This window comes from Mesorhizobium sp. P160187 (assembly GCF_057766425.1).
On the sequence record NZ_JBYMDX010000002.1, the window covers coordinates 11,964 to 24,983 of the forward strand.

The 13,020-nt window shown below is 59.0% G+C and carries 11 protein-coding genes and 2 pseudogenes; 1 reads left to right on the forward strand and 12 read right to left on the reverse strand.

The window, feature by feature from the left end:
- Positions 1-205: 205 nt before the first annotated feature.
- The 11 genes and pseudogenes from AC3CCE_RS01300 to AC3CCE_RS01350 all read right to left on the reverse strand — a co-directional run bounded on the left by AC3CCE_RS01300 (position 206) and on the right by AC3CCE_RS01350 (position 9,880).
- Complete coding sequence (locus AC3CCE_RS01300; protein WP_352580024.1) at positions 206-1,939, reverse strand: type I secretion system permease/ATPase; 1,734 nt, start codon at positions 1,937-1,939, stop codon at positions 206-208.
- Between the two features lie 383 nt (positions 1,940-2,322).
- Positions 2,323-3,114, reverse strand: a complete 792-nt coding sequence (locus AC3CCE_RS01305; RefSeq protein ID WP_352520210.1) for a calcium-binding protein — start codon at positions 3,112-3,114, stop codon at positions 2,323-2,325.
- Between the two features lie 165 nt (positions 3,115-3,279).
- A pseudogene (locus tag AC3CCE_RS01310) lies at positions 3,280-3,539 on the reverse strand (hypothetical protein); the annotation flags it as partial.
- Positions 3,540-3,547: 8 nt separating this feature from the next.
- Entirely contained in the window at positions 3,548-4,522 is a 975-nt protein-coding gene (locus tag AC3CCE_RS01315; protein ID WP_023806356.1) for a LysR family transcriptional regulator, read from the reverse strand.
- Positions 4,523-4,586: 64 nt separating this feature from the next.
- Positions 4,587-5,375, reverse strand: coding sequence for an ABC transporter permease (locus AC3CCE_RS01320; protein ID WP_023687364.1), 789 nt, complete (start codon positions 5,373-5,375; stop codon positions 4,587-4,589).
- A 3-nt stretch (positions 5,376-5,378) separates the two neighbouring features.
- On the reverse strand, positions 5,379-6,290 hold the full coding sequence (nodI, locus tag AC3CCE_RS01325; RefSeq protein ID WP_023706355.1) for a nodulation factor ABC transporter ATP-binding protein NodI: 912 nt from the start codon (positions 6,288-6,290) through the stop codon (positions 5,379-5,381).
- A 54-nt stretch (positions 6,291-6,344) separates the two neighbouring features.
- Positions 6,345-6,578, reverse strand: a pseudogene (locus AC3CCE_RS01330) (carbamoyltransferase N-terminal domain-containing protein); the annotation flags it as partial.
- A 35-nt stretch (positions 6,579-6,613) separates the two neighbouring features.
- Complete coding sequence (gene nodS, locus AC3CCE_RS01335) at positions 6,614-7,222, reverse strand: nodulation methyltransferase NodS (RefSeq protein ID WP_352520143.1); 609 nt, start codon at positions 7,220-7,222, stop codon at positions 6,614-6,616.
- A gap of 35 nt (positions 7,223-7,257) precedes the next feature.
- The gene (gene nodC, locus AC3CCE_RS01340) at positions 7,258-8,616 is read right to left on the reverse strand and encodes a chitooligosaccharide synthase NodC (protein WP_023806352.1); all 1,359 of its coding nucleotides are present in this window, start codon (positions 8,614-8,616) and stop codon (positions 7,258-7,260) included.
- A gap of 14 nt (positions 8,617-8,630) precedes the next feature.
- Positions 8,631-9,290 carry a chitooligosaccharide deacetylase NodB gene (gene nodB, locus AC3CCE_RS01345; RefSeq protein WP_023806351.1) on the reverse strand — a complete coding sequence of 220 codons (660 nt, stop codon included), beginning with the start codon at positions 9,288-9,290 and terminating at the stop codon, positions 8,631-8,633.
- Positions 9,287-9,880, reverse strand: coding sequence for a NodA family N-acyltransferase (locus AC3CCE_RS01350; RefSeq protein ID WP_023694280.1), 594 nt, complete (start codon positions 9,878-9,880; stop codon positions 9,287-9,289). Before AC3CCE_RS01350 ends, nodB begins: the two co-directional genes overlap by 4 nt.
- 237 nt (positions 9,881-10,117) lie before the next feature.
- Here AC3CCE_RS01350 and AC3CCE_RS01355 point away from each other — a divergent pair, with 237 nt between their 5' ends.
- Positions 10,118-11,143: a LysR family transcriptional regulator gene (locus AC3CCE_RS01355; protein ID WP_023807977.1), complete on the forward strand. Its 1,026-nt coding sequence runs from the start codon at positions 10,118-10,120 to the stop codon at positions 11,141-11,143.
- A 735-nt stretch (positions 11,144-11,878) separates the two neighbouring features.
- Here the strand turns inward: AC3CCE_RS01355 and AC3CCE_RS01360 are convergent.
- Positions 11,879-12,910, reverse strand: coding sequence for a LacI family DNA-binding transcriptional regulator (locus AC3CCE_RS01360; RefSeq protein ID WP_023672231.1), 1,032 nt, complete (start codon positions 12,908-12,910; stop codon positions 11,879-11,881).
- Positions 12,911-13,020: the final 110 nt, after the last annotated feature.

Here is a 13,020-nt window from a genome sequence, read left to right on the forward strand (position 1 = left end):
CGAGCCGTTGCGGGCTCGCAGGCGGCGGGGACGCGCCCAGGCAATCGGCCGAACATTCACACTCAAAGAACGGTCCAGGAAACTTTGTAACCGGTCGTTCTGGTTGAGCCGCCCTCGGAAGAACGGGCATGGGGATGTGTTGCCGAGTCGCGCCGGCACTGCCCATTGCGAGCAAGGGAAGTGGCGGCGAATGGAGCTCGGAACGTCATTGTTCTGGTGAATGCCGGACACCGGGATCCTCCATGTCAGCGCGCTCTGCCACGTTATCCTGTGTAGACTCGATGGCCTTCAGGACTTTGGAAGGCGCACCGAATGATCGCTGCCGTCCACCTTCCATCACCAACACCAAATCCACGGCGCGGATGGCGCTCGGCCGATGGGCGACGACAACCGCAATGCCCTTGCGCTCGCGCACGGAGGCGATCGCATTAACGACTGCAGCCTCGCCTTCCGCATCGAGATGGGCATTGGGTTCATCCAGCACAACAAGGAAAGGGTCTCGATAAAGGGCACGGGCAAGACCGATAAGCTGGCGCTGCCCGGCGGAAAGTGCCGATCCGGCCTCACCAATCGGAGTTTCGTATCCGTGCTCAAATCGGAGGATCAGTTCGTGCGTGCCCGCTGCCTTCGCCGCGGCGACAATAGCCTCAGGGTCAGGATCATCTTCAAAACGAGCAATGTTTTCGGCAATGGTGCCGTCGAACAGTTCAACACCTTGCGGCAGATAGCCGATGTGACGGCCTAGTGCTTCCCGGTCCCATTGATCGAGGCTTGCGCTGTCGATGCGAACCTTCCCGGCGACCGGCGTCCATGCGCCGACGATGGCGCGCGAGAGTGTCGACTTGCCCGAGCCCGATGGACCGATGACCCCGAGTGCGCTTCCCGCCTGAATGGCAAACGCAATGCCGGTCACGGTCGGCTTGCTTTCGCCGGGCGGAACGATTGTCACGCTTTCGAGGCGCAGTTCGCGTTCAGGTGCAGGCATTAGCATGACAGGAGCGGTTTCAGGAACCTTTTCCAAGAGGTCCTCCAGCCGCGCCCAACCCTGGCGCGCCATGAGGAAGGGTTTCCAGCTTGAAATGGCGAGATCGACCGGAGCCAGCGCACGCCCCATCATGATCGAACTGGCAATCATGACCCCGGCCGTAGCCTCTTCCCTGACCACAAGGTACGCACCGACGGCAAGAATGGCCGATTGCAGCAGCACGCGCAGCGACTTTGAAATGGCACCCAGCCCACCTGCCACGTCCCCAGCTTTCCGGTTGGCGGCCAGACACTTGGCATTGGCCTTTTGCCATCGGGCAGCGATCCGCTTTCCAAGACCGAGAGCTTGCACGACCTCGGCATTGCAACGCGCTGCTTGCAGCAGACCATTGCGTGCCATGTTGTGGGCAACGGTATCGCTTATCGGCCCTTGCGAGAGAGTGTTGGCAAGGAGTGTCAGAGATGTGAGACCGACCGCCCCGATAAGTGCCGTCATGCCGATCCAGAAATGAAGGAGGAAGCAAATGCCGAGATAAAACAGCATCCATGGCAGATCGAAGAACGCTGTCGGACCGTTTCCACCTAAGAAGCCGCGAACATTGTCGAGATCGCGAAGCGGCTGCAAGCCGTCGCCCGGCATGCGCGTTGAAAGCGGAAGGCGAACGATCGCATCGTGAACGCGTCCGGAAAACTGACCATCGAAACGCTCGCCAATCCGCAGCAGCACGCGGGCGCGCAAAATGTCGAGCAGGCATTGGAACGCATAAAGCCCCGCAGCAAGCACGACGAGCCCCACTAGCGTGGATACGCTGCCACTTGCCAGAACGCGGTCATAGACCTGAAGCATGAACAGCGGCGAGATCAGCGCAAGCACGTTGACCACGCCGCTGATCAACACAATGCCCCAAATCGCGGAAGTCAGAGGGAAGGGTCTCAAAGCTGAATCCTTTGGAATGGTTGTCACGTAAGTCTCCGGAGGCTGGCGACCCGGCTCCCTATATTGCTCCCCGACCGGCAACCGACTGCATCCGCTTGCTGGTCCAGGATCAGTGCTCCCGCCGAATATGTTTGGTCCCGGCATTTAATGGAGCGGGTCAACAACACCGTCCGGCTGAAGGTTTGGAAGGGATTCATCGTGGTCGGCCGCAAGGGCCCGAACAGGCTTCCGCCTCCACACCTTTCGGTGCACGACCAGCGCGACGCGCAGGGCTTGGTCAAGCTATCCACGCTGCGACTGCTCCCGGGCGCCCCTCGGGCGCCCCGGCCCAGGCAAGTAGCGGAACGGGAAAGCGCCCGCCCAGGGGGCGGGGCGGGCGCGGTTCCGTATGGGTTTCTGGATCAAACGAAGGTGAAGTCCGACGCGGTCAGGCCTAGGTCGGCCACGGTGACCACACCGCCCAGGTGGGCGAACTCGTGCGCGCTGCCGTCGGCGGTGACATAGGCCAGAGTTGCAACTCTGTCAGCGTAGCTGCTTTGGTAGACAATGATGTCGCCGGCGTGCTCGCCGGAGATCGCACTCGCCGCCTCATTAGCAGAGTTGAAAGATTCGCCAGTGATCACCACGACGTGTTCGCCGTTCGCACCCGAGGCCGCACCGCTGTAGAAGCTGCTCACCGGGTAGCCGGACTGTATGCTGGCGTTGTTGACGAAGTTCGCGCCAAAACCGTCGTTGTAGAGGCCTACCGCATCGAAGGCGAACTTGTCCTCCGCCGGGTTGAAATCGGTGATAGTGGTAATGTCCGACGTCGACCCGACAACCCCAGGCACCGGATTGTGGAACTGGAACACGAACGTGTCACTGTCGGTGCCCCCGGTCAACGTGTCCTGGCCGTCACCCACGTAGAGGACATCCTGGCCGGGACCGCCGCTGAGCCTGTCATTGTCCTCACCGGAGACGCGCGCGTTGAAGCGGCCGTTGTCGCCGGAGAGATCGTCCCAGCCATCTCCGCCGAAGATGCGGTCGTTACCCTCGCCGCCGATGGCTCGGTCACTGCCCGCGCCACCCGAGATCTCGTCGTTGCCGCCACGACCGTCAATCCAGTCACCGCCCTGGAAACCCTCCATCCAATCTTCACGCTCGGTGCCGATGAGTGTTTCGGCACCCGCGCCACCCTCGATAATGTTTGCCATCGAAAAATACTCCTAATGATGTCCCTGCCTGAGTCGTTCATATTCGTCATCGGACAATTGGAGAAATCGATTGCTTGGATAGGCACACATTTACGAAATGGATGCACTCTCGTTCGCTTCGCCCTTCTGCTGAGCAGTTGCGGGCTCGCAGGCGGCGGGGACCGGAAACAAGCGCTCTCGCAGCCAATCGTCCAGCCCGTCAACGCGGTCGGCCGAACAGGTTTACCAAACGGAACGGTCCCGCCGTGGCGGAGATACCGACGCACCGTGTTGCGCGCGCACCCGAATTCCTTCGCCCATCGGTTCGCTCCACCAGCCAAGTTCATGCAGCCGCAGCATCGCTGCTACCTCTTAGGCTGAAGCATCAGCTCTCTCCACATCGTTCTCGACAATGCAGGAATCTCCCAATTCCAATCGCCATCCATGCCTCCTCTCATAGTCGAGGGGGGAGCAGTTTCTCAATTTGCGGACAACTGAGACGTCCGGTGCTCTTAGGCAAAGGAATCATACGAGATCCCTCCTGCAACATCATTTCACGCATCCACAAGCTTGCCGGATCACTATTGTGGAGCGCAGGCCATTGGATGGCCTCCGTGAATGCGGGAGGAAGTGGTGGCGGAAGTTGGACAATCCGCAGGGGTGTTGTTTTTGCGAAATGCTGCGCCAGCCGTAAGGGCATGGTCCCGATGCGGCTGGTGCCGGATACAACGGGCGGGATCAGGCTAAAGCCGTGTACGACAACTTCGATACGTCTCTCGAAACCGTGCTCAAGCAGATACCATTCCTCGACGGAGAGCTGCCGGGTGTCCCCGAATTTGAGGACAACCTGCCCCATCGATAAGTATCGCTCCAATGTAAGTGGCTCTGACAGCTGCTTGTTCGTGCGGCAGCCTACGCATACGAGCTTATCTTCGAACAGGGCTGCGCGAGGATGTTTCGACATGAATACTTCCGGCATGATCAGAAAATCAACGTCGCCGCGCCGGAGAAGCTCCTCGGGGTCGTCGGAAATAGGGAGACATTCAAAGCGGACGGCGGGAGCTTCCCGCGCAGCACGTTCTACGATCTTCTTAAAAAATACGAGCGTGATGTAATCGGAAAGGATGATCCGGAAGCGACGATCCGATTGGGCTGGGTTGAAGGCGTCCCAGGAAATAATCGATAGCTGGATGTGCAGCAATGCCTCCCTGACTGCTGGGGCGAGCCCCTCAGCGCGCGGTGTCAAAATGAGCTCGCGGCCGCTCATCGTAAATAGCTCATCGCTGAAATAGGCGCGTAACCGAGCAACGGCGGCGCTCATTGCCGGCTGGCTCAGGTTAATACTGCGGGCCGCCGCGGTGACTTTACGTTCCCTGACCAGAGCGTCCAACACAACGAGGAGGTTCAGATCGAGTCCTTTAAAACGCATGTCTTGATCTAGGCGGCGTGTGAATGGGTTGCGCCCAAACATCCAATTCGAATGGTGAGTAGCGTCAACGCATCAGCCTTCGACGAAAAAGAGCAATCGAAAAGAAGAAGGGCAAAACCGTGTATATGCAAAGCGCGCCGATATGCAGGCCCATTTTGTCAATCGGACGGCCAAGCATCGCTGGACGAATGAGGTCGATTGCATGTGCGAGCGGCAATAAGGAGGCAGCATACTGAAAAGCGCCGGGCAATTGGTTGACCGGAAACATCGCGCCGCAAAGGAACAGCATGGGTGTAATAACAAGCGTATTATAAAATATGAAATATTCATAGCTGGGCGCAAGCGCCGTGACGACCATCGCTAGACTCGCGAAGGCGAGGCCATTGAGAGCGATGACTGGCAGCAAGCAGAGGATGGATGGCCACGATGCGTATCCGAGCGTGGTGGCAACAATAGTGATTGCTGTGCCCGCCATGAGGGCCTTCGTGGCTGCCCACGCCAATTCGCCGAGTAAGATATCGCCGAGCGTCAGCTGAGTGCATAGCATTCCTTCCCAGGTGCGCTGGTCGCCCATGCGGCCGAAACTCCCGTAGACCGTTTCAGCGGTCGCCGATGCCATCACGCTTGTGGCAACCATGCCAGCCGCGAGAAACGCAATGTACGAAGTGCCCTCAACAGGACCTATCATTGTTCCGATGCCAAAGCCGAGACCGAACAGATAGATCATCGGATCGGCGAGGTTGCCGAGAACCGATGCAAGCCCGATTTTCTTCCATCCAAGATAGTTGCGGCGCCAAACCGCGACCCAATTCCACGCATTGGCGGGCATGCCCGCCGCATAACGTTCGCCCATTGTTCAGTCCTCCATCTCGCGCCCGGTTAACCGCAAAAACACATCCTCGAGATTGGGGGGACGCTGCAGAAGGCGTAGACCCGTGCGCCCGCGTAGCTGCGCCAGCACCTGCTCCGGATCGGGTGCATAGCAAAAAAGCGTCTCACCGCTCACCTCGATGCGCTGTGCGTACGGCCGGATCAGCGCACCCAGTTCATGCGGATTGCCGCCGTAGACCTCGACCACGTCACAGCCGATCTGCTCGTCAATGAGTTCGGACGGGCGACCTTCGGCGATCTTGCGCCCCTCCTCCATAACGCACAGCCGATCGCACAGCCGCTCGGCCTCTTCCATGAAATGGGTAGTCAAAAGAATAGTCTTGCCCCGCGCCAGCAGCGATCGCAGCCGATCCCAGATCAGGTGGCGGGCCTGCGGATCGAGGCCGGTGGTCGGCTCGTCCATCACCAGCAAGTGCGGGTCATTGATCAGCGCACGCGCGAGCGTCAGGCGCCGCTTCATGCCGCCGGACAGTTCGGCGACGCGCGCATCCGCTTTGTTCTCGAGGCGGGCGAACTCAAGCAGCGATGGTATGACCGCATCGATCTGGCGTCTGCTCATCCGGAAGTAGCGCCCGAACACCAACAGGTTCTCGCGTACAGTGAACGCGGCATCAAGATTGTCGAACTGCGGGACCACGCCGATGCGCATACGTGCCAAACGCGCGCGCGCCGGCACTGGAGCGCCGAGCACAGTAATCTTCCCCGCATCAGGCGATGTCATGCCGAGGACCATACGCGCAATCGTGCTTTTGCCCGCGCCGTTCGGTCCCAAGAGCCCGAAGCATTCCCCCGCCGCAACGCGGAACGACAGCCTGTCGACAACGAGCTTGTCATAAGTTTTGCTTACGTCAGTAAGGTCGATCGCTACCATGGACATGGGTTCATTTTACCGAGAGGGACGACAAAACTGGCGGTTGCTTGGTTGCCTGCCGACCTGAAACTGTGACTCGTCTTCGCCATCCCCGCCGTCGATAACGAACTGATCGACATCACAAGGATCTAGCCGCTGCTCCGCTAAAGCGGCAACAATTGCGTCGAGATTATCGATGGATTGGTAACGCGGATCGTTGTGCCGCTTTTCCTGGTCAACGCAGAAGACGAGCCGTCCATCCTCGACCAGGGCGATCGCCCCATCATGGGTCAGCTTGGTACCACAGATGCGCATAGTGTCTCCACGTTAACGGCGATAGATTCGATTCATCAGGAAGCGGAAATCGGGTTCCGGAAACGGACGAGCAAGCAGTCTTCGTTGACCGACTCGCCCCGACACTCAAGACGCTCTACCTCGATCAACGTTTCGTTCAGCATGGCGATGACCGGCTCAGCACCAGCGGCGTGACCCCAGCGACGGCAATTAGCATCCCTTGCCGATCCGAAGATCAGATGCCCGCCTGGCGCAAGCACCCGCACTAGGTTTTTGACGGCCGCGCGCATCTCGGCTATGTCTCCGAGGTAGTAGAGGACCTCCGCCACAACGATCAGGTCAAACAACTCGTTGGTCGAAAACTGTTGAACATCGGAGACTATCCAGTTGATGCGCGACGGCTCCTTTATCCGTTGACGTGCTCGAGCAATCGCTTGCGCCACGACATCGATGACGGTGAGCCCTTGGCAGTAGGGGTCTAGTTTTTCCGTGAATGCGCCGGCAGCGCACCCGACTTCGAGGGCATTTGTAATGGAGCCTTGGGCAAGCGCCAGCTGGAGCATTTGCGTGTGGCGCTTCTGCTCGAACGGATTGCCGTCGAGGCGCCACGGATCGTCTGCGGCCAATTCCCGATCAAGCAACTGATGATTCGCGTTCTGGGTCAAACTCGTGCACCTCTCGTCCATCAGGTAAGTAGCGATCACTCGTCGCCGCAAATGTTGTCCGACAGGACTAATTCCGAAGAATCCCGCGCAAGATTGAGCCTGCGAAGCGGAGCCGAATGGGGCGAGAATTCTGCCCTGCTGGAACCAGTGATCGGAGTTTGGGTGGGGGCCTGTTTTCCCCCAGTGTTCGATGTAGCGACAGCAGAGCTTCGTGACAGCCAATCGCTATTGCTCAAGGTACACAGCGCGTAGGCCTTCAACGGAAGCAAGAGAAAGACGTTGATGAACGTGTGCAGCGAAAAGCCAAGAAATCGAAATTGTCGAGCACGAAATGCTACCACGCTGCATCGGAGCATGGTCATGGACACAATCATCAGTCCTGTCCACCAAGGCACAGTGCCTGTCAGTGCGAAATGTGCGAGGCCCGTTAATACCGATAGGGCGAGGAGTAGCGCGCCGAGATTCTGTCCGACCACGTCCAACGTGAGATAGCTATTTAGGCTAGGCAGCAAGCGCAGCCCAAGCAGCGTGTCCCGGAATGTGCTTCGTGCCCAACGGAGTTGTTGGCGCAGATACGGTCCGAGTCTGTTCGGAACGACTGTGGCCGCGATGGCGCTCGGAACGTATTCGGTTCGAAAGCCTGCTTTCAGCATCAGGATAGTGAGATGGCGATCCTCACCGAAGTCGCTTGGCTTGCCCCGAAAAAATTGCGACTCGTACTGGTCCAGTAACAAAAGGAGCGCAGACCGGCGGTACATGGCACATGGGCCGCAACAGCACATAACGGCACCGAAGCGAGCCTGTGCCGCGCGCTCCTCGTTGCAAGCCAGCCAGTACTCCATGTCTATCAGCCTGGTCAGCCAGCTCTCGGTTCGGTTACTGGCCGTCAACTGACCCATGACTGCGCCGACCGCTGAATCTCGCATCTTCGGTACAAGCTTGGAAATGACGTCGGGTGCGAGTACCGTGTCTGAATCAACGTTAAGCACCAGATCCCCTGATGAGCGGCGTATCGCGGCGATCTGCGCCTTGCGCTTTCCAACATTCTCGGGAAGCAAAATGATGTCGAACCTGGGGTCGCGCGCGTAGTCTTCGTGGACAGTTCCTAAGGCTTCGCGATTTCCAGAACCGTCATCAACCAAATAGACCCGAAGTCTTCCGGCGTATTCTTGGTCTGCAATGGAAGCCAGGCACTCTGAAAGCGTGCGCGGATCCTCGTTGAAGCAGGGGACGATGACATCCACGCTGGGCAGTTTGTCGGAGCCGACGAGAACCTCCAATGCCGACGAATCCTTTGTCGGCATAGCATAAAGCCCTTGCATGCTCTTATAGGCAGTCGAGAGCAGTGCATAAAGCGAAATGGCCACAGTGCTGGTTGTACCAAGAAGTGTCATGGGATCTCGTTTGTTCAGTGATGTTGAGGAAGTGAGCGGATTACAAATCCGCGCTCACGCAGTGCTGGAATCAGCCGGGACAGCGCCGTGACCGTCTGGTCGCGCATGCCGGCGTGAGCGCCCTGGCTCAACTCGCCGGGAGGGCATCCGTCGTGCAAGAGTACAATTGCGCCCGGCCGGACAGAGGCGAGCACTCTATCAATAATCGCCTCGACTCCAGGGCGAGACCAATCTCGAGGGTCGACGGACCAATGAAGGGCCGCCAGCCCGGCGATCTGTGATGCTGTGCAGACTTCTTCGCTCCAGGCGCCGTAGGGCGCGCGAACAAAGCGGACCGAGGCCTGCGGGCACGCTCTCATGATGGCGTCGTTCGCTTCAAAGACCTCACGTTGCACTTCGCCGAAACCGCATTGGTACAGGTCCGGATGAGACATCGTGTGGTTGCCTACCTCGTGCCCTTCTGCGATCATCCGTTGGATTAGATCTGGGTGCTCTAAGGCGTAGGCGCCGATGACGAAGAAAGTCGCCGGCACCCGCTGCTCTGCCAGCACGTCGAGAATCTCCGGTGTGAAAAGTGGATTGGGACCGTCGTCAAACGTCAGATAAACGCTTCGACGGCCGGTGCCGTCAGAGCACTCACGGCGCACTTCGTACAAGCAATCGGACCAGCTCATAGCTCTGGTCCGTTCCGATCTATCATCGTGCCCGTGGGCCATTCGCTGATCGGCCGTCCAACTGGCAGAACAATGGTGAGTGCGTCATCGATGCGTGTGGGCGGCAGGTCGAGGCGGGCCTCTGGTCGGGTGGAGCGCACGCGAATTCCCGACAAAACGGCCATAGGGCTGTATCGCCGTCCGAACCTCTCAACATGATTCCGCAGCGCGTCCCTGACCGTTCCGAAAGCGAATGGAACGCCAAGCTCCTGCAGTATTGGAAGCATGACATGGATTGAATGGGCGATTCCCAGACCCTCAAGGTCCGGACGTACCCCGTACAGGCCCAGCTCAGCCACCAACAGGTCGACCGCGTCGACCTTGATGAAACGGCGCAGTATGCCCATGTGAGCCGCTACACCGCTTGAATCATAGGCGATTACGCGGAGTTCAGGCCTGGCTCCGGCCCAGCTTCGACTACCTTCGAACGGTTCTGCGTTGGACGCCCCAGTCGGCCCGTACGTATCACGAAAGAACTCGGCGAGCTTAACGTGATCGGAGAGCTGCAACTCGTTTTCCCAGCACAACTTCCACTGCACCTGATGGCGCATTCAGGACCTCTCTTCATATTGGTTTTTGCGGCCGCATTACTCGACCAAAGCGGCGTTGGTGGCTGCACTCAGCCGTTGTCGTTGGCGAAGGTGAGCCAGACGCTCTCTCGAGTTCCGGCCCGTGTCGTCGATTTGAGCTTGACGTCGCTCACTTTCCGTTCCTCTAATGCATGGCTCGTAAATTCGTAAAATTGATTGTTTGAATGATACGCATCCACACGTTGGATAGAACATGACATGCGTTTTAAAGGGCTGGATCTAAATCTCCTCGTTGTGCTGGACGCTCTGATGAGGGAGCGTAAAGTCACTGCCGCGGCTCGCAGTATCAACCTGAGCCAGCCGGCCATGAGCGCCGCCGTTGCTCGGCTACGCGCCTATTTTAACGATGAGCTATTTACGATGAACGGCCGCGAGCTCATTTTGACGCCGCGCGCCGACGGGCTCGCCCCAGCAGTCCGGGACGCATTGCTGCACATCCAGCTATCGATTATTTCCCCCGACGCCTTCAACCCGGCCCAATCGGATCGTCTCTTCCGAATCATGCTTTCCGATTACATCACGCTCGTGTTTTTTAGGAAGATAGTAGAGCGCGCTGCGCAGGAAGCTCCCGCCGTTCGCTTTGAATGTCTGCCTATTTGCGACGACCCCGAGGAGCTTCTCCGGCGCGGCGACGTTGATTTTCTGATCATGCCGGAAGTGTTCATGTCGAAACATCCTCGCGCAGCCCTGTTCGAAGATAAGCTCGTAGGCGTAGGCTGCGGCACGAACAAGCAGCTGTCGGAGCCACTTACATTCGAGCGATACTTGTGCATGGGACATGTTGTGCTCAAATTCAGGCACACCCGGCAGCCCACCATGGAGGAATGGTATTTGCTCGAGCACGGTTTCGAGAGACGTATCGAAGTTGTCGTACAGGGCTTTAGCCTGATCCCGCCCGTCCTGTCAGGCACCAACCGCATCGGGACCATGCCCTTACGGCTGGCGCAGCATTTCGCAAAAGCAACACCCCTGCGGATTGTCCAACTTCCGCCGCCACTTCCTCCTCCTGCATTCACGGAAGCCGTCCAATGGCCTGAGCTTCACAATAGTGATCCGGCAAGCATGTGGATGCGGGAAATGATGTTGCAGGAGGCATCTCGCCTGGCGCCTTTGCCTGAAATCATTGAGCGTCTCGGGCACGCCGATCCGACCTTTCGTTTCTTGGTACCGACTGCCACCTCGAAATCGCGTGCGAAGTCCCGGAAGATGTTAAGCCCCACCTAATCGCCCCCTGTAGACGGGCCGATCAGCATCTCGACAAGCGCCGGCGCGGCGCGTGTTGCCTACGTTCTGGGGCTGATCTCAGGCGAGTTGCTCGTCGAGGATGTGTGGCAGAGTGATGCCAGCTGCCTTGATTGCCCGCCTTGGCCGTAGGTGGTGACGACGCGAGCATTCTTTCGATGGCGGCTTCTGGAGGCGGACGCGATCGCGTCGGAGCGGTTGCCCTTCGGGCGTTGGGCCTTTGGCCCGGCAGAGCGGCGCAGTTCCTTGCTAAGTGCGAGGGGCCGGAACGAGCAGAACACACGCCCGGGCTGCTACTGAATTGACTGCCGCCTCGATTTGCGTGCGAAGTCCCAGAAGATGGTTAGCCCCGGCTAAATTCCTACCTTGCCGGCTGTGCCGCGGCTTTTCACGTGCAGCCAGGCGAGGAGATGGCGGTCGACGAGGTCGATCCCAAATGGACTGTGCTGGCCTCGGTCGGCTATTGCCGTGCGGAATCATTGACCACACCCCCTGCACGAGAACGTCGGGCATGTTGGCAAGTGAAGCCGGTGGAGGTTGACGCTGCGGATCCAGGCAATCTACCTCGCGCTTCCGCCTTAAGGGGCGGCCGTACCCAATTTGGCTCTTCGTCCTGGGCCGCGGCTAAAGCCCGTGGGTGCGCCCACCCGTGTGGAGGGACCATCATTCAACTTTCTCTCGTTATGAAAGGAAACTCCCCGCTTAGGATAGAGTCCTTCATATATTTTCCGGCAGATGGATGTCGAACGGCAGAAATGTCTGTCCGGGTGTTTCAGCGGTGCCGGTCTCGATAGCCCGTGTCATCAGCGTTATCAGCTCCTGGCAAAGCCGGCGCATTGGCGTGGCGACCGCCATCGTGACGATGTTATCTGCGAGCGCTGCCCGAGACTCAGGTGTGATTTCATTCACGATCGCGACGAGATCCCGACTTTTGCCCTCTTCTCGGAGCGCGGAGATGGCGCCCTCCATGCCGCCGCCGGCGACATAGAAGCCGACGAGCTCGGGCTCCCGCTGCATGAGATCAAGCGTTGCCTCGTAGGTGATCTGCCGTTTCTCGAGGTTCATGACCGGATCCAGCACCTCGAACGTGGGCGCGTTCTCACGGCAATAGGAGCGAAAGCCGACGTCACGGAGCTCGTGACCCTGGAAACGATGGCTGCCGACAAACACCGCCACTTTGCCGGGCCGTTTTGCGACCTTGGACACCATCCAAGCGGCCGTGCGCCCCACCTTGCGGTTGTTGAGGCCGATATACCCCTGTCGCACGCCGGCGGCGAAGTCGGAAAGCAGCGAGAAAACCGGAATGCCCTTGGCCTTGAGGTCCTCAACCGCTGCTGTGATTTTCGGGTGGTCCGGTGCCACCATCGCGATTGCATGGCAGCGTGCGCCCAACTCCTTGAGCGGCGCGATCAGGTCGCTCGGCATATGAGACGGGGCGAATTCGACGAGCGGAATACCGTGGAAGGACTGGGCCAAATTGACCGATGCTTCGACCTCGCGCGCAAAATCTTGGTAGAAATGCTGGGCCGGTTTTCTCAAGATGAAGCCCAGACGGTAGTGCGGTAGGTCTCGCCGCAACCGCTGCTTGATTAGCCCGGCAGCATGATAGCCGATCGCCTGGGCGGCGTCGTGGACCCGCCGCGCGGTCTCCTCGCGCACCGGATGGCGGGCGTTCAGAACCCGATCGATCGTTGCTACGCTGACTCGGGCTTCGCGGGCGAGATCGGCAATTGTGGGGCGCTTGGTCATAGGTCCTATTCTGATTGGTTTTTGACGCGGGCCGGCTCTCTGTCCGCCTAACGCGTTTCGGTTTCGGGTAGCAAAACGAAGACGTCCCCATACGAATGGGCACAGCGTGT

Excerpts from the sequence above, each read along its gene's own strand:
- AC3CCE_RS01305 (WP_352520210.1), bottom strand. The coding sequence starts at position 3,114 with ATGGCAAACATTATCGAGGGTGGCGCGGGTGCCGAAACACTCATCGGC.
- AC3CCE_RS01315 (WP_023806356.1), bottom strand. The coding sequence starts at position 4,522 with ATGCGTTTTAAAGGACTCGATCTGAACCTCCTCGTTGTGTTGGACGCT.
- AC3CCE_RS01320 (WP_023687364.1), bottom strand. The coding sequence starts at position 5,375 with ATGGGCGAACGTTATGCGGCGGGCATGCCCGCCAATGCGTGGAATTGG.
- nodI (WP_023706355.1), bottom strand. The coding sequence starts at position 6,290 with ATGTCCATGGTAGCGATCGACCTTACTGACGTAAGCAAAACTTATGAC.
- nodC (WP_023806352.1), bottom strand. The coding sequence starts at position 8,616 with ATGACACTTCTTGGTACAACCAGCACTGTGGCCATTTCGCTTTATGCA.
- nodB (WP_023806351.1), bottom strand. The coding sequence starts at position 9,290 with ATGAGCTGGTCCGATTGCTTGTACGAAGTGCGCCGTGAGTGCTCTGAC.
- AC3CCE_RS01350 (WP_023694280.1), bottom strand. The coding sequence starts at position 9,880 with ATGCGCCATCAGGTGCAGTGGAAGTTGTGCTGGGAAAACGAGTTGCAG.
- AC3CCE_RS01355 (WP_023807977.1), top strand. The coding sequence starts at position 10,118 with ATGCGTTTTAAAGGGCTGGATCTAAATCTCCTCGTTGTGCTGGACGCT.
- AC3CCE_RS01360 (WP_023672231.1), bottom strand. The coding sequence starts at position 12,910 with ATGACCAAGCGCCCCACAATTGCCGATCTCGCCCGCGAAGCCCGAGTC.